Consider the following 16,439-nt stretch of genomic DNA (forward strand, 5'->3'; position numbering starts at 1 on the left):
ATGTCGCGCGCAGGAAGCTTGGCGCTAGCCATTTCGAAAGGATTTTCCATGACCCCTCACTCCGTCCTGGCAGTAACCGATTTTTCCCCATTCGGAAACGATGCGCTCGCTCGCGCAGCCCTTCTCAGCGCGGAGCACGGCGCGACGCTCAATCTCGTCTACCTGGCCTACCCTGGGGAGGCTCCGCCCGAAGACGCGTCCACCAGACTGGCGCACCACGCTTTGCAACTCAGCCAGCGACATGGCGTCCCGGTGCGCGCAGTGAGCCGACTTGCCTTCACCGTCCGGGACCTCTTGCCTCAAGTGGCCAGCGCTGACCTGGTCGTCTGGGGCACCGCCGCCGTTCGAAGTCTGCGAACGTTCTTCACGGGCCAGCCGGTCGAGGAACTGCTTCGAACCGCGAAGCGCCCCGTTCTCGTCGTGCGGCGCGCGGCCACGCACGACTACCGCAGTCTGATCGTGGCGGTCGACTTCACGCAGGCGTCACGAGGGCTTGTCGACCTTGGCTTTGCTCTCAGCCCGTCGGCCCAGGTCGAGCTCTTCCATGCGGTCAGCACAGCCAACGAAGGGAAGCTTCGGTACGCCGAGGTCTCGGATCGTGCCATCAAGGCCTACCGCAGCGAGTGCCGGCGCTACGCCCAGGACAGGATGTTCTGGCTGACGGACTCGTACGACTCGAGGCGCAATCGCGTGCTGTCCGCCGTCGGCCACGGTGACGCTGCCCGACAGACGGTCGTGCAACAACAGAACAGCGGCGCAGAGCTCATCGTCGTCGGCAGGCGACCCTCCTCGCGACTGAGCGACCTCTTCTTCGAGAGCACCGCGAACCGAATCGTCAGCTACTCGGACACCGACGTGCTCGTGGTACCTCACGACTACGAGCCGGCATCCGGCGCTCGCGCCGTGGAGCGGATCTCAACGGCAGGGGCCGAGGTGCGCCGGGTCAGGGCCGGCGCGCCAAATCCACCGCGCCTTCCCAATCCGGCCGCAGTGTTCGGTGGACCATGAGCTTTCATTCCATTCTCGCCGTCACCGATCTCTCGCAGCAAGGCAATCGCGCGGTGATTCGCGCCGCGATGCTCGCTGCGCCGCGGCGCGCCCTGCTGAAGATCATGTATGCGCCCTCGGATTTCCGTGGCTCCATCGACCCGGATGTCGAGCAGGACGTGAAGCGAATCGCTACGGAGGTTCACACTCGCTTCAAGGTTCTGGTCAAGACCGTTGCCGACACGCGCGGTGACCTGGAAGGAGTCGCCGAGGAAGCCCGATGGGCAGACATGCTGGTTGTCGGCGAGCATCGGAAGGAACCCACCGGATTCTTCTTTCGCGGCAAGCCGATCGAGCGCCTGCAGCAACTCGTGCCTTGCCCCGTGCTGCTGGCTCGGTTGGAGGTGTTTCATCGCTATCGCCGAATTCTGGTGGCGATCGACTCCACGGCTTGCTCCAAGAAGCTGCTGAAACTGGCTCGAAGCCTCGACAGCGACGCGCTGGTCGAGCCGTTTCATGTGGGCGATTCGTCGACTGCCACGCGCAACAGGGGCAGCCCCAACGATGTGGCGCGCCAGGCGGTGATTCAACAACAGCATTCCAACGCCGACCTCATCGTGGTCGGACAGTCCAGAAGTTCCGGATTCTCGGAATTTCTCTTCGGGAGCGTGGCACACAGGGTGCTGCGGTGGTCGAGTTGCGACGTTCTCCTGGTACCTCACGATCTGCGTATCGACCCCACCCCTGGAATGCCGACGATAGCCACCCCGCACCTGTTGGCCAAGCCGGAGCAGTAGCCATGATCCTTGCCCTGCCTTTCCCCCATTTCCGCATCCCCTTTCATCGCCCGCTTGAACTTCGGGTCGATGTCGATCCGTCCGCGACCAACCGCGGCGATCCGCTCACCCACGTTTACGAGCGCATTCAAACGCCAGGCGACCAACTTCACGACCTGCCAAGCTTCGGCCTTCGAGATCCCCATCTCAAGGTGCACGTCCGGGAGGTCGACGGCGAGCGCTATGCGTACGTCGAAGACACGCTGCGGCGATGTCTGGCCGGCTGCACGGTCTTCAACAGATTGGTCGAAGTCGACCGTCGGGCGGATCGGCATCTTCGCTCTCCTCATTCACGCTATCTGCCCCAATACCAACGGCAAGGAATCGCGACGGCCGTCTACGACTGGGCACTCGCCTCCGGAATCTGCCTGATGACAGGGGCGCGTCAGTCGGCGGGCGCGCACGCCCTGTGGCGCAATCTGGCGCGGCGCTACGAGTCGGGCTTCGCAGAACTTCGCAACAAGAAGCTCACCTATCTGGGCGTCGACATGAGTCCCGGCGATCTGGAGCGACTGGAAACCCGGATGTTCCTCCTTCCGGCGAAGTGCACTCTCCCCGAGTTCTGCGCGGCGGTCGGAATGCGGAATTCTCCACGTTGAGTGGGTTTCGGAAGGCGCGCCGACCCACGGGCACATCCACACGACCGCGGGCGAGCAAAAGGCGGTGCTGCGTGACGGAGGGCAGCCGGTGGGTACGCACCTGCGCCTACGACGTGGGGTGCAGGCTGCGCCGGGGCCGGCTACGATGTGGGCTGTCCGAGCTTCGACCTGGAGACGCCCATGAAAGCCTTCCACCTGCACTTGTTGCCGCCGGTCCTGGCCCTGCTGCTGGCCGCTTGCGCCAGCGATCCGTCCCGCCTGGCCATCGGCTCTTCGCGCGCCCAGGCCCTGCAGCAGTTGGGCAAGCCGAGCGCCACCTACCCACTGCCCGATGGCGGCGAGCGCTTGCAATATTCAACCGAGCCATACGGATACGAGGTCAACAACGTCGATCTGAACGCGGCCGGGCAAGTGGTGACCGTGCGCAACGAACTCGCCGCGCCGTTGGTCAACAACCCGATCCAGATCGGCAAATGGCGCGAGGCGGACATCCTGCGCACCTACGGAAAGCCCTTTCAAGTGACGCGTGTGGATTCCTTCGACGGCACCATCTGGAGCTGGCACATACAGCAGAACTACCTGCCGTATCTGTTCTACGTCTACTTCGATCCGACCGGCGTGGTGGTGCGCTACTCCGTCAGCCCTCAATGATGCGGATCGAGCGATGACCGGGCGGGCGTGACGCCGCAACTCGTTCAGCAGCGTCGCGCCCCATATTCAACGAAGAATCGGAGACTCTCAGGATTCGACATGGCATCGGGACTCGCGACCTTTTCCGCCGCCGACCCCAGCAGCAACATGCGCACCGGCACTTCCATCTTCTTTCCGCTCAGCGTGCGGGGGATGTCTTCGACCTGCGACACCTCGTCCGGAACATGGCGGGCCGAGGCCTTGGTGCGGATTTCCATGCAGATGCGCTGCCTCAGCGCATCGTCCAGCACCACGCCGGGCTGCAGCACCACGAACAGCGGCATGAAGGAGGGACGCCCCAGGTATTCGAGGTCCACCACCAGGCTGTCGCGCACTTCCGGCAGAGCCTCCACCACGCGATAGATCTCGGCCGTTCCCATGCGGATCCCGAAACGGTTGATCGTGCTGTCGGAGCGACCGTAGATGACGGAACTGCCACGCAGCGTGAAGCGGATCCAGTCGCCGTGGCGCCATGCGCCCGGGAACTGGTCGAAATAGCTCTCGAGGTAGCGCTTGCCGCCAGGGTCGTTCCAGAAGAACACCGGCATCGAGGGCATGGGCCGCGTGATGACGAGCTCGCCGACCTCGCCCACCACCGATTGCCCGGCCCCCAGCCGGGGTTGCCGTCGTAGAGGACGATGCTTGCGCCCGTCAGGAGCGCACCCACCTGGAGGTTCCAGACGATCCAGCCGGTGCTGCCCAGGAACAGGAGGCGATCGCCGGCGCGCAGGTCGTGCTGCAGCGCCATCGTCTTCAGGTGCGTGAGGACGATGCCGCCATGGCTGTGGACCATGGCCTTTGGCAGCCCGGTGGTGCCTGACGAATACACGATCCACAGGGGATGGTCGAAAGGCAAACGCTCGTAGTGCGGCGGCGCCGATTCGGCAATCGCCTCGGCCCACTCGATGCGATCGCGCCAACCGACGGCGCGCTCGGTGGCCAGGGGGCCGGGCACGTGGACCACGCGCCGTACCGTGGGCAGCTGCGCAAGCAACGCATCGACCTGCTGCGAACGGTCGTGCAGCTTGCCGTTATAGCTATCGCTGTCGGATGCCAGCAGCAGGCAGGGTTCGATCTGCCTCAGGCGATCCAGCACCACCGAGGGGCCCATGTCCGGGGCACATCCGGACCAGATCGCACCGATGCTGGCGCAGGCGAGGAAGGCCACGACCGTCTCGGGTCTGTTGGGCAAACAGCCTGCGACCCGATCTCCGGGTCGACCGACCAGCGCCACAGGTCCTGGTAGCCCGAGGCTTGCACGCCGCGACGTCGAGCCAGCCACTGCTGGTAGTGATGCAGGCGACTGGCGCTGACTTGCTCGGGAGAGGGCGACCACAGCAGCTCGCCGTGGCCATCAGGAAGGGAATGGGGTTGCATCGGGTGGGACTGAACGGAACTCAAGAATGGAACCTTACAGGGGATCGCATCCGAAGTGATGCAGGACGTTGCGCAACAGACCGTCGAACACAGGATCTCGACCCACGACCCATGCAGCACCGACCGCACCGGCATGGAACACACGACCGCCCTGGGGCCGTTCCCAGTAGATCATCTCCGCCGACAGACCTTCGAGCGAGTCCGTGACGCGCGAATGCCAGTCGAGGTAGGTGTCCAAGGCGCCCGGGACACGGCGGATGCCCTGCGCAACGACGCTCAGGCCGGTCGGCGGCTCGGGCAGCGTGACACCAGGCGGCGTGTCGAGGGTCATCCGCGTCAGTGTCGCAGCGCTCAGGTCCCATTCGTGCCCGATGGCGCGGGGCAGTCCGCCGCCGGGTGCATGGCCGAAGGTCTGCCCGCGTTCGAGCCCCAGGCGGTGCGGATGGTTGAACAGTGGATGCTCGGGCTCGGCCACGTGGTAGACGCCGAAATCCTCCGCGTCGGCGAAGCCCCATCCCGCGGTCTCCAGGCCGATGATGCTGGCGGCCGAGCGGCCCACGGCGCGCAACTGGCCGCCGCGCGCCCAGTCCTGGCTGTGGAACTCCTCGCCGAAAGGGCCGGCCGGCGGCCGCGATCCGGCCTCCGCGGGATCGGCGCCGCGCGCGTCGTTCTTGCGCTGCTCCATGACGCCCATGTCGTCATCGAAACTGACCCGCAGGTACATCGTGTTGCCCGAGAGAACCAGGGCCTGGCCGCCACGCCGCAGCAGGGCATCGAAGCCATCGACCACCGGCGTGGACCAGTATTCGCTGTGGCCATTGACGACAACCGTGCGGTAGGCCGCCAGCAGGTCGGGGTCGGCATGCACGTCGAGATCGGCCAGCAGATCGAATTCGTAGCCCTCGCGTTCGAGCCATGCATGCAGTCGGCGCTCCAGGCGCGTCCATTGCGAGAAGCCGCTGCCGACCGGATCGTAGAGCGCCGCCGGGCTCGCGTTGGGCCATGGCATGCGCAGCCCGGTGAAGTAGCTCGGCTGGCCGGCCTGATGGTAGGTGTAGCTGCAGAATGCGGGCGCCTGCGGATGGCTGTTGGGCAGGCCGGTCGAACGGCGCGGCCACACGGGGTCTTCCACCTGGTTGCGCGCGAAGGGCGTGGCGGCGTAGGCCAGCCAGCTGCTCATGGCGCAAAGCACCAGCAGCGGCGCAGGTCGAGCGCCTGCGGGGCGCTTGACCAGGAACGTGATGTCGTAGACGGCCTCTTGTCCTTCCCAATCGAATCGCAGGCGCGCGACATGCAGACCGGGACGCGCGTCGGACGGCAATGTCAGGCTCTGCGTGGCTGTCCAGCGGCAGTCGTAGAGATCGTCGCCGGCGAGGCGCAAGCCCTGTCGTTGCCCATGAGGATCGAACGCGTCCTGGGCTTCGTCCGCCGCGTCATCGAAGGCCGGCCCTCGCACCATCCAGGTCCCATGGTTGACGATGCGACCCGCGCGCTGGTGGCCACTGGCGTCGACGACGGCGTCGCCGCGCCCTTCGCGCAAGGGCCAGCAGGCGCGCACGGCCGGATCGACCGGCAGCCGCAGCGCACGCTGGGCGGCCCGAGCGGCGATTTCATCGCCCGACAGCGCGCGTTCGTAGATCACCGGCAGGGCCAGATCCACATCCGCCAGAGCTTCGACGCCGTGGGCGTGTCCGGCCGCCCCCAGGCGCAGTGGCGCGGCGCCGGGGCAGACCGGGCCGCTGCGTGGCCAATGTCCGGCGCACGCACCATCGATCCACAAGGCCGCCGACCGACCATCCCAGGTCGCAACGACATGCTGCCATCTCCTGGTGGCCAGCCCCTGCGCCACGTGCAGGCCGTTCTCGCTTTGCAGGCCGCCATCGCCCAGGTACAGCGCCAGCGCGCCGTCGGCCTCGATGAACAGACCGAAGCCGCAATGCCCGGGCGCATCGTATTGCGTGATCAAGGCCTGTCGCTCGCCCGTGGATCGCCAGGGCATGACCCAGCATTCCAGCGTCAGTCCCGACAGCGGCAGCGCCGCCGGCAGGCCCCTTTCGACATGGATGTAGGAGCCGGGATGGATGGGCTGGACGCGGGCGGGCGACGCCCCGAGGTCCGCCACCACGGTGTCTTCGCGTCGACTGTCCGGGTCCGGGCCCAGGCGGCACACCGACAGGTGGTAGGGCCGGTCGCTGCTGATGTGGATGTCGATCGGCTCGCCGGCGTGCACGGTCTTCGAGCGGGTGTAGCCATGCACGCCCGGCACGACCAGCGGGCGGTGCGGCGGGATCGATCGGCTCATTCTGCGGTGAAGCCCGACGCCTTGACCACCGGCCCCCAGCGCTTGAGGTCATCCGCGATGAGGTTCGTCAGCTCATCGGGCGTGCTCGGATTCGCATCGCTGCTGAGCTTGGCCAGGCGTTGCTGCACCTCCGGAAGGACCAGGGCCTTGCCGAGCGCAGCATGGAGTTGCGCGATCGTCGCGCGCGGTGTGCCGGCGGGCGCGAACAGACCCGTCCATTCGAGATTGTCGAAATGCGGTTGACCCAGCTCCTTGAGCGTCGGCACATCCGGCAGCAGCGCGGCGCGCTTGGCCCCGTTCACCGCGATCACCTTGAGCTTGCCTGCCTGCTGGTATTGCACGAGATCGGCGATCGGGGTGATGCCGGCGGCCACCTGGTTGCCCAGGAGGTCCTGGACCAGGGGGGCTGCGCCACGATAAGGCACTGAGGTCAGCTCCACCTTGGCGTCGCTGCCGAGGCGGTAGCCGATGAACTGCGCCACGCTGCCGGCCGCCGGGACGCCGTAGGTCGCTTTCGACTTGTCGTTGTTGGCCAATGCGAGCCATTCGCGGACATCGCGCACCGGCAGGGCGGCGGGCACGGCGAGGCCTTCGTAGAAGGTGGCGATGCGACCGACAGCCTGGAAGTCCTTCACCGGGTCGTAGTGCACCGACTTCGAGGTCAGCGGCAACATCACCATCATGTGCATGTTGGCGAGCAGCACGGTGAGACCGTCCGCTGGCGCGGCGCGCACGTAGTCGGCAGCGATCTGGCCACCCGCGCCGGTGCGGTTCTCCACCACCACCGGCACGCCCAGTTCCGCAGCCAGCTTGTCGGCCAGCGTGCGGGCCTGCACGTCGGCCGAACCGCCGGCCGGATAGCCGACGATCAGCCGCAGCGCGCCCTTGGAGGTGGGCACCTGCGCGGGAGCCGTGCAGGCGAAGGCGAGGCTCGCGCAGGCGAGTGACAGGCGAAACAGAACGGGCAGCTTCATGGGGGCATCTTTCGAAAGACTTGCAGGAGGGGAGAAAGGGCTTGGGCGGTCGAAGCAACGCGCTACGCACGCGCGATTCAGGCGAGCTTGGAACGCGTCACTTCATCCGCCAGATCGGTGAGCGCCCGCTCGAGCTTTTCGACCAGCTCGTCGAGCTCGGACTCGCTGATGGTCAGCGGCGGCGTGATCATCTGGAAGTCGCCGAAGGCGCCCAGGTTGGCTCGGCGGTTGTACAGGGCGATGCCGTGGCGCAATCCGTGCGCCGTGAGTTTCGAAGGCGCGTTGAATGCCGGCGGCAGCGCGCGCCGCGTGGCCTTGTCGGCGACCAGTTCGATCGCACTGAGCAACCCGAGGCCGCGTACGTCGCCCACCAGCGGCGATCGCTCGGCCAGCGCCTCCAGCCGCCGGCGCAGGCTCTCGCCGCGCTCACGGGCGCGGGTCACGAGGTCGAGACGTTCGACTTCGTCCATCACTGCATTGGCGACGGCGCAGGAAAGCGGGTTCGTGAAGTAGGTGTGTCCGTGCACGAAGCCGCCCTGACCTGCCACAGCATCGACGATACGGTTGGGCGCCAGCAGGCAGCCCAGCGGCGTGTAGCCGGCGGCCAGCCCCTTGGCCAACGTGACCATGTCGGGTCGCGCGGCACGCCAGTGGTGCGCGGCCAGGAACTCTCCGGTGCGGCCGGCGCCGCTCATGATCTCGTCATAGATCAGCAGCACCCCATGGCGGTCGCAGATCTGTCGCACGCGCTCGAAGTAGGCCGACGACGACACCACGGCGCCGGTAGACAGGCCCCCGATGGGTTCGATGATGAAAGCGAGGATGGATTCCGGCCCCTCGCGCTCGATCGTCCGGGCCAGCTCCTCGGCGCACGCCATGGCGTGGCTCTCCTGGGTGTGGCCGTCGGGGATCCGGTAGGACATCGGAGCCGACACCTTGGGCATCGACTTGATCATCGGCCCGTAGATCGACTGGGTGTGCGCGTCGCCGGTCACGGCGAGCGCGCCGAGGGTCGAGCCGTGGTAGCTGGGGTTGCGCGAAATCACCTTCCAGCGACTGGCCTGCCCGCTGACCACCGCATACTGCCGCGCCAGCTTGAGGGCCGACTCGTTGGCCTCGGAGCCGCCCGAGATGAAGAAGGCGCGGTCGAATCCCTCGCCGGCCAGCGCGCAGACACGGTCGGCCAGCGCGATGTTGTGTTCGCTTTCGAAGAAGCGCGGGTACGCGAAGCTCACGCGCGCGGCCTGCTCCTTCATGGCCGCGAGTACATGCGGGTTTCCATGGCCGATGTTGGCGACCACGGCGCCGGCGGTGGCATCCAGATAGCGCTTGCCGTCGGCGTCCCAGAGGTAGACGCCTTCGCCCCGATCGATGCGCGGCGGCCGTGGCGAGCCCTTGGGGCTGTAGAAGGCAAGGACGGAGCCGCCTTGCGCAGTGTCGCCGAGCAGGCGCGGGGAAGCGGGGGTCACGGGGGCGCTGGCGTGAGTATTCATGGCGCAACGATACGGAGCTCCCGAGCTAAAGAGAAGCAGCATGGAAGGATGAAGTCCTATACGCTATGCGCATGAAGCTCGCTCATGACCGCCTCGATCTGCTGGCCACCTTTCTTCGCGTGGCCGAGACCGGCTCGCTGAGCAAGGCGGCTCGATTGCTCGGCATCACCCAACCGACCGCCAGCCGGCGCCTGATCGAACTCGAGCGTCTATTGGGTTGCAAGCTCGCACTGAGAACGACCGCGAGCTTTTCCTTGACCGATGAGGGGCGCCTGTTGATGGCCGAGGCCCGGGCCTTGTCCGATGGCTGGGCCAGCCTGTCCGAGCGGATTTCCGGCGGCCGCAGCCGGCCCGAAGGCACGTTGCGAGTGATCGGGCCCTCGGGCTATGGAACGGGCTTCCTGACGGATGCGGTGACGGACCTGTGTGCCGCCTGGCCGCAGCTTCGCGTGGAACTGACCTTGACCGATCGGGTGGTGGATCTCGTTGCCACCGGCGCGGAATGCTGGGTTTGCGTCGGCGAGGTGCACGATCCAGGTCTGGTGAGCAGGCCACTGGGGCGCATGGAGAGGATCCTGGTGGCCCATCCTGCGCTGCTGCGTCGCATCGGTCGCGTGACCCCGGCCACCTTGCCCACGTTGCCGTGCGTGGGGCTGGTGCCCTACTTCCATGGTTCGGTGCGTCTGCGGGATGCCGCCGGGCGCTCGCAGACGGTCTCCATCGACACGCCACTGCGCACGGACAGCCTGCTGTCCAGCTACCGGGCGATCCTCAACGGCGCCGGCATCGGCGCGGCGGCCCCGTGGATGTGCGAGGCCGATCTCGAATCCGGACGACTCAAGCGCGTGCTGCCACGTCTGTGGCTCGAGCCGGTCGGCATCTATGTCGCCCTGCCGCCGGGCTTGCATCGACCCGCGCGGGTGACGGCATTCATTGCCGCATTGGAGCGAAGGATCAAGGACATGCGCGGCTTTCAGTCGGCCTGAACTCTCACCATCTGGCCGAAAGAACCTCTATCGCCGCGAACTGTGTTCTATCGTTGCTACATCCTGGAATAAGTTTAGGCTTTTCAAGATGCAACCGCTCTCGACATGCTGATGAGATTGGATTTTCAATCAGCAGGCGTCGCGACTCGCGAACGTCGTTCGAAGGTACATAGGAGTGACTATGTCTCGCACTATTTGTTCTGTGGGTGACTTGGCGCAGTTGCCTGACGACGAACTGCTCGCGTGTCTTGCCCAGTTGCGGGTTGCAATCCACGATGCAAAGCGCGAGCATGCGGCGGCCCGACGCGAAGCACGAATTTCCGAGGAGAAGAAGCTGGAGTTTCGGTCGTTCGAATGGCGGCCCCGAGGTCCCCAGCGTCTTTCCTCGCCTGCCAGGCTGAGTCCACAGACTCCCGTCGAAGAACTCCCTGTGCGCGCCAGGGCCCGTGACGCTCTATCCGGACTCCACATCTTCTGCGTCGAGGACCTGTCAGCCATCAGCGAGCAAGAGCTCATGACGACGGAAGCCATCGGTGCGAAGACCGTCAATCGCCTGCGCGAAGCGCTCACTCGCATCGGGCTGGACTTTCTTCCGAATCCCATGGGCCAAGCGACCACGTTCGAAGGATCCAGGACCGTCAGCATCACGCCTCCTCGCCAGAAACTTTGAATTCGGTCTCCCTTCCGGCGCTTGGTTTATTGGACAGAAACGCTATCATTGAATTAATTTCTATCCTCAACAGCGCCTAACCTTGGGCTGTGAGCAGCCACAACCTGATTCGAGAAGGACGCAAGCGCCTCGGCATGAGCGAGCAGCAGTTTGCTGACACGCTGGGGGTAAGCCGTGGCGCCGTACAGCAATGGGAAAAACCAGGCGGTACCGCCCCCAAACGAGCCAATCAGGCACGCGTGGCCGACCTGCTAGGCATCTCGGTGGCAGAACTCGTGTCGGGGGTGTCAGCCGGCGGGCGAGGCTTGGACGTGCGTGCTGAGGTCCCATTGGTCTCATCGGTCGAGGCGGGGAACTACACCGTCATCGACAACTTCAAGCCGCGCCAGCAATTCGAGACCGTGCCGGTGAGCGTGCCGATCAAGCGCCACACCTATGCACTGCGCGTGCACGGCGACAGCATGGTCAGCGAGATCGGAGACTCGTTTCCGGAAGGGTCGATCCTGATCGTCGAACCGGAGATGGCCGCCGAGCCAGGCGACTACGTTATCGCCCTGAACCAGTCCAACGAGACCACGTTCAAGCAGCTGGTCAAGGACGGGGGCGATTTGTACCTCAAGCCGTTGAACAGTCGCTACCCCATCAAACCGCTGAACGGGGCCCGCATCATCGGCGTCGTTCGGGAATTCACGAAGCGTTTTCGATAGCCTGATCGCCCCCGACAGCGGCGTGATTTTGATAGATTTGGCATGCGCTGCTATTTTTTCTATCAGCTTCCCTTTGTCAGACGTGGCCCCGCAATGATCTTCATCGCGTTCTCTTTTTGCTTGGATCGTCTCACTTGGAAGGTGTGGACGCGGGGACGGGCATCTCGGTGGTGCGCAGCTTTCCGCCACCCTTGACGCTGCCGGTCACGTGGGTAGTTCCGGCGCCCGTCACACGCTTGACACACGCGTCGCGAGCGGCTCCCTCAGGTTGGCGATTGCAGCGCTTCAGCGCGTTTTCGTCGTAGCCCCCAGGGCTGTTGAGCTTGCCCCGCTGTTTTGCATCCTGCGCCGCCGCCGCCTCGCGCAGGCAAGCGGTGCGGTCCACCCGCGGATCGCTGCATCGCTCAAGAGCACTGTCGGTCGCAGCAATCGAGGCATTGACTGAACCCGCTAGCGCAGCGACCGCCAGCACCGCTCTCACCATCGAACGAAAAGGCTTGTCCATAGAGCGCTCCTCTTTGATAGAACTGCTATCGAAATCCAAGGAGAAGGCTGGTTCATGGAGCACGACTCATCGGACGGCCGAATTTCGCAAAGAGTCTGAGGGCAAACAGCGCCAACTGCAAACAGTTTGTCCGCGTTGCGCCAGTTGCCAAAACGGATGCTTAATGCCGCCAACAAGAGAACTGAACTCGAAGTCCCATGCAGGTTGCCCTGGAACATGGCTCGTCAACCAGGGCTCGAGTAGCGATAAGAGGAGACCAAGGATGGGTATCACTCGACCTTCTGCGTGTCGCAGATCTCGCGTCCGACTTCGTTCGTATTGGCGAACAGCAGCCCGGACAATTTTGCTCACGACATGCGTGCTGGCTGCAAACTTGGCCGTCGCCGCTGATCCTGATGCCCCCCGTGCCGATCAGTTGATCCGCAATGGCAAGTATCAGGAAGCCTACGAGTTGCTCGCACCCTTCGAACCGACCAACTCGAACGACGCCACCTTCACTTACCTGCTCGGCCGTGCCGCATTGGGCACCCAGCGCGCCGAAGAGGCCAAGGCGCTGTTCGAACGCAGTCTCGCTATCCGACCGGACGACGTCTCTGCGCATCTCGCACTCGGGCGAGCCTACTTCGCGCTCGGACAGTACGCCGAGGCGAAGATCGAGTTCGAGACGGTGCTGCGCTTCGACAACCTGCCGCCCGACGTGCTGTCGCAGGTCGAGATCTACGACCAGGCGGCGCGGCAGTCGCTCGACCAGGGCAGGTCGCTGACGGGATTCGGCTATGCGGAAACCGGCATCGGCAATTACCGTGTCAACGAGACCGTCGGCACGAGGACTTTCGGCGGCGGCGACCGCAGCGACACCTTCTACAACGCGCGAGCCGGCGGCGGCGCGAACTACGCACTGCAGAATGGCTACGCGATCGATGCGACGCTCGACTATCGCTACCGCTACTACGACAACTCCGACAGCAGGAGTGATTCGGATCTTCGCTGGACCCTCGCCGGCAGCAAGGCATTGGGCGAGAACAACCTCGCGGCGGGCTTCAGGGGCCGAACCAGTTACAGGGGCGACGGCAACTACCGCAACGATGTCTCGATCTTCACGGACTATCGCATGCGCTACAACCCGGACAACCAGTTCACGGTAGGCGCGGACATTCGCCGGCGCCGGTATCCGGAGGGCCCGGAGCGCGACCGGAGTCGGACCACTGCCCTCGTGTCGGCGGGATGGGTCAATTCGTTCATGGAAGGCAAGGGCAGCTTTTCATTGACGGGCCATGCCGGGCGCAACTATGCAACCAGCCGGCCCGATGGCGATTCCAACGTTTTCGGTGCCACTGCCGCGTTGGACTTCACCGTGAACAAGAAGCTTGGCTGGGGCGGCTTCGTATGGTGGGAGCGTGACATGTTCGCTTCGGACAACATCCACTTTCATCCCGATACCCTCGACAACTCCATCGTCCTGCGGCGCCGGGACAACCTCTACGAAGTCGGCGCCTACCTGGTCTGGGAGTTCGTGCCGACCTGGACGCTGCGCCCGGAGATTCTCTGGATCCGGGACCAGAGCAATTCGATCGGGGCCAACTACAGCTCGACCGAAGTGTGGATCAATGTGCGCAAGGCGTTCTGAGCCCGCGGCCGCCGCTCTCCATGCCGTCTCGGTCGCAACGATGACCCTGCATGGTGTCCTGAAGAAGCAAAGGCGACCAGATCGTTGAGTTCACGCGAACAACAAGGAGACAGCATGGCTTCGACCGAACAAAAGATGTCACGGATGCAACTCACCGCGATGGTCGTCGGGGGCATGGTCGGCGCAGGCATTTTCTCGTTGCCGCGCACCTTTGCCAACGCCACGGGTCCATTCGGCGCTGTCATCGCGTGGCTCATTGCCGGCACCGGCATGTACATGCTCGCGCGGGTCTTCCAGTCGCTCGCGGAACGCAAACCCGAACTCGACGCCGGCGTCTTCGCCTATGCCAAGGCCGGCTTCGGAGACTACCCCGGCTTCCTGTCGGCCTTCGGCTACTGGATCGGCAGCTGCATCGGCAATGTCTCGTACTGGGTGCTGATCAAGTCCACGTTGGGTGCGTTCTTTCCGATCTTCGGCGATGGCAACACGGTCGTCGCGATCTTGGTGGCATCGATCGGCATCTGGCTCTTCCACTTCATGATCCTGCGTGGGGTCCAGCAGGCGGCGTTCATCAACACGGTCGTCACGATCGCCAAGGTCATCCCGATCCTGGTGTTCATCGTGATCCTGATCTTCGCGTTCAAGATGGACATGTTCCGCTTCAACTTCTATGGGGCAGGATTGGAAGGGGGCATCTTCGAGCAAGTTCGCGCGACCATGCTGGTCACGGTGTTCGTCTTCCTCGGCATCGAAGGCGCGAGTGTGTATTCGCGCTACGCGAAGAAGCGCTCCGACGTCGGCGCCGCCACGATCACCGGCTTCGTCGTGGTGACCACGCTCATGGTGCTGGTCACATTGCTTCCCTATGCCGTACTGGAGCGGCCCGACGTGGCCATCATGCGCCAGCCGTCGATGGCGACCGTTCTCGAGGCCGTTGTCGGGCCGTGGGGCGCGGTCTTCGTGAGCCTGGGGCTCATCGTTTCGGTGTTGGGGGCGTATCTGGCATGGTCGCTGATCTGCGCCGAGGTGCTCTTCGCCGCGGCGAAAACCAAGGACATGCCGAAGGCCTTCGCCAAGGAGAACAAGAACAAGGTGCCGGTCGTTGCCCTGTGGGCGACGAACATCATCGTGCAGCTCATCGTCATCACCACGTACTGGTCGCGGGATGCGTTCTCGCTGATGCTGAACCTGACCAGTGCCATGGCCTTGATTCCCTTCCTCCTGGTGGCAGGCTACGGCCTGCAACTGACCAAGCGTCGAGAAGGCTATGACGTGCGCCCCGAGGAGCGCACCCGCGATCTCGTCATTGCGATCGTTGCGACGGCCTACACGGCTTTCCTGCTCTATGCCGGGGGCATGAAATTCATTGTCCTGTCGGCGGTCCTCTACGCGCCAGGCACGGCGCTCTACTTCTGGTGTCGCCGTGAGCAAGACCTGCCGGTGTTCACCAAGGCATCGGACTGGATCATCTTCGGCCTCGCCGTTGTCGGCGCCGTGATCGGCATCTATTGGATCGCCACGGGCTACATCACCATCTAGCCACGCCGGCTGGGTGCTCACACAGGAGAACGTCATGGCAACAAAGACAAAACCCACCGCATTCGGTGTCCACTCCGAAGTGGGTCAGCTGCGCAAGGTGATGGTGTGTGCGCCGGGGCTGGCGCATTCACGCCTCACGCCGAGCAACTGCGACCAGCTGCTGTTCGACGACGTGCTGTGGGTCGAGAACGCCAAGCGAGACCACTTCGACTTCGTCACCAAGATGCGCGACCGTGGCGTCGAGGTCCTGGAGATGCACAACCTGCTCGCAGAAACCGTCGCAGTGCCCGACGGAAAGAAGTGGATCCTCGACAACCAGGTCGTGCCCAACCAGGTCGGCCTCGGGTTCATCGACGAACTTCGCAGCTACCTCGAAGGACTGGACAACCGCGCCCTGGCCGAGACATTGATCGGTGGCCTGTCGACCCACGACTTTCCGGATGCGCATGGCGGCAAGGCGCTGGAAGTCGCCCGCGAAGCCGCCGGTGCCACCGAGTACCTGCTGCCGCCGCTGCCCAACACGCTCTACACGCGCGACACCACCTGCTGGATCTATGGCGGCGTGACGCTGAACCCGCTGTACTGGCCGGCGCGCCACGAAGAAACCATCCTCACCACCGCGATCTACAAGTTCCACCCCGACTTCGCCGGCAAGGTCAACGTCTGGTGGGGCGACCCGACCGAAGACCACGGCCTGGCCACCCTCGAAGGCGGCGACGTGATGCCGATCGGCAAGGGCAACGTGCTGATCGGCATGAGCGAGCGCACCTCGCGCCAGGCCATCAGCCAGCTGGCGGCCACGCTGTTCAAGAAGGGCGCAGCCGAGCGCGTCATCGTCGCGGCAATGCCCAAGATCCGCGCCGCGATGCACCTCGATACGGTATTCACCTTCGCCGACCGCGACTGCGTGCTGCTGGCGCCGGACTTCATGAACCAGACCCGCACCTACTCGTACCGCCCGAGCAGCCATCCGAGCGGCGTCGAACTGCATGCCGAGGACAAGCCCTTCGTCGACGTCGTGGCCCAGGCGCTCGGCTTCAAGAAGCTGCGCGTGGTCGAGGCCGGCGGCAGCGACTACCAGCGCGAGCGCACCCAGTGGGACAGCGGCGCCAACCTGGTCTGTGCATCGCCGGGCGTGGTTTATGCA

14 protein-coding genes and 1 pseudogene are annotated in these 16,439 nt (G+C 64.8%); 10 read left to right on the forward strand and 5 right to left on the reverse strand.

All coding sequences use genetic code 11. From position 1 onward, the window contains the following. Window positions 1–48 precede the first annotated feature (48 nt). The 4 genes from AC1DF3_RS30145 (at window position 49) to AC1DF3_RS30160 (ending at window position 3,073) form a co-directional block, all read left to right on the forward strand. On the forward strand, window positions 49–1,008 hold the full coding sequence (locus AC1DF3_RS30145; RefSeq protein ID WP_286538369.1) for a universal stress protein: 960 nt from the start codon (window positions 49–51) through the stop codon (window positions 1,006–1,008). Then, window positions 1,005–1,784: a universal stress protein gene (locus AC1DF3_RS30150; protein WP_478141837.1), complete on the forward strand. Its 780-nt coding sequence runs from the start codon at window positions 1,005–1,007 to the stop codon at window positions 1,782–1,784. The genes AC1DF3_RS30145 and AC1DF3_RS30150 overlap by 4 nt, the downstream gene beginning before the upstream one ends. A 2-nt stretch (window positions 1,785–1,786) precedes the next feature. After that, the gene (locus AC1DF3_RS30155; RefSeq protein ID WP_478141838.1) at window positions 1,787–2,422 is read left to right on the forward strand and encodes an N-acetyltransferase; all 636 of its coding nucleotides are present in this window, start codon (window positions 1,787–1,789) and stop codon (window positions 2,420–2,422) included. 180 nt (window positions 2,423–2,602) lie between these two features. Further along, the gene (locus AC1DF3_RS30160; RefSeq protein ID WP_478141839.1) at window positions 2,603–3,073 is read left to right on the forward strand and encodes a hypothetical protein; all 471 of its coding nucleotides are present in this window, start codon (window positions 2,603–2,605) and stop codon (window positions 3,071–3,073) included. A 44-nt stretch (window positions 3,074–3,117) separates the two neighbouring features. Here AC1DF3_RS30160 and AC1DF3_RS30165 read toward each other — a convergent pair. The 4 genes and pseudogenes from AC1DF3_RS30165 to AC1DF3_RS30180 form a co-directional block, all read right to left on the reverse strand. Next, a pseudogene (locus AC1DF3_RS30165) lies at window positions 3,118–4,325 on the reverse strand (AMP-binding protein); the annotation flags it as partial. Between the two features lie 198 nt (window positions 4,326–4,523). Continuing rightward, window positions 4,524–6,791, reverse strand: coding sequence for a N,N-dimethylformamidase beta subunit family domain-containing protein (locus tag AC1DF3_RS30170; protein ID WP_478141840.1), 2,268 nt, complete (start codon window positions 6,789–6,791; stop codon window positions 4,524–4,526). Further along, window positions 6,788–7,765, reverse strand: a complete 978-nt coding sequence (locus tag AC1DF3_RS30175; RefSeq protein WP_286538363.1) for a Bug family tripartite tricarboxylate transporter substrate binding protein — start codon at window positions 7,763–7,765, stop codon at window positions 6,788–6,790. Before AC1DF3_RS30175 ends, AC1DF3_RS30170 begins: the two co-directional genes overlap by 4 nt. A gap of 77 nt (window positions 7,766–7,842) precedes the next feature. Continuing rightward, window positions 7,843–9,258: an aminotransferase family protein gene (locus AC1DF3_RS30180; RefSeq protein ID WP_478141841.1), complete on the reverse strand. Its 1,416-nt coding sequence runs from the start codon at window positions 9,256–9,258 to the stop codon at window positions 7,843–7,845. Between the two features lie 65 nt (window positions 9,259–9,323). Between AC1DF3_RS30180 and AC1DF3_RS30185 the strand changes: the two genes are divergently transcribed. The 3 genes from AC1DF3_RS30185 to AC1DF3_RS30195 all read left to right on the forward strand — a co-directional run bounded on the left by AC1DF3_RS30185 (window position 9,324) and on the right by AC1DF3_RS30195 (window position 11,621). Then, window positions 9,324–10,244 carry a LysR family transcriptional regulator gene (locus tag AC1DF3_RS30185; protein ID WP_286538357.1) on the forward strand — a complete coding sequence of 307 codons (921 nt, stop codon included), beginning with the start codon at window positions 9,324–9,326 and terminating at the stop codon, window positions 10,242–10,244. 181 nt (window positions 10,245–10,425) lie between these two features. Then, window positions 10,426–10,914 (forward strand): DNA-directed RNA polymerase subunit alpha C-terminal domain-containing protein, encoded by a 489-nt coding sequence (locus tag AC1DF3_RS30190; RefSeq protein WP_478141842.1) that lies wholly within the window; start codon window positions 10,426–10,428, stop codon window positions 10,912–10,914. An 89-nt stretch (window positions 10,915–11,003) separates the two neighbouring features. After that, window positions 11,004–11,621, forward strand: coding sequence for a LexA family protein (locus AC1DF3_RS30195; protein WP_478141843.1), 618 nt, complete (start codon window positions 11,004–11,006; stop codon window positions 11,619–11,621). A gap of 130 nt (window positions 11,622–11,751) precedes the next feature. Here the strand turns inward: AC1DF3_RS30195 and AC1DF3_RS30200 are convergent, their stop codons facing one another. After that, a complete protein-coding gene (locus AC1DF3_RS30200; protein WP_478141844.1) occupies window positions 11,752–12,126 on the reverse strand; it encodes a hypothetical protein in 375 nt (124 codons plus the stop codon). 373 nt (window positions 12,127–12,499) lie between these two features. Between AC1DF3_RS30200 and AC1DF3_RS30205 the strand changes: the two genes are divergently transcribed. The 3 genes from AC1DF3_RS30205 to AC1DF3_RS30215 form a co-directional block, all read left to right on the forward strand. Further along, window positions 12,500–13,753 (forward strand): tetratricopeptide repeat protein, encoded by a 1,254-nt coding sequence (locus AC1DF3_RS30205; protein WP_286538350.1) that lies wholly within the window; start codon window positions 12,500–12,502, stop codon window positions 13,751–13,753. 114 nt (window positions 13,754–13,867) lie between these two features. Then, a complete protein-coding gene (locus AC1DF3_RS30210) occupies window positions 13,868–15,292 on the forward strand; it encodes a basic amino acid/polyamine antiporter (protein WP_286538348.1) in 1,425 nt (474 codons plus the stop codon). 100 nt (window positions 15,293–15,392) lie between these two features. Continuing rightward, window positions 15,393–16,439 (forward strand): arginine deiminase (locus tag AC1DF3_RS30215; RefSeq protein ID WP_478141845.1); only part of this gene is annotated, 1,047 nt, incomplete at its 3' end.

This window comes from Variovorax sp. 10N432 (assembly GCF_056394465.1).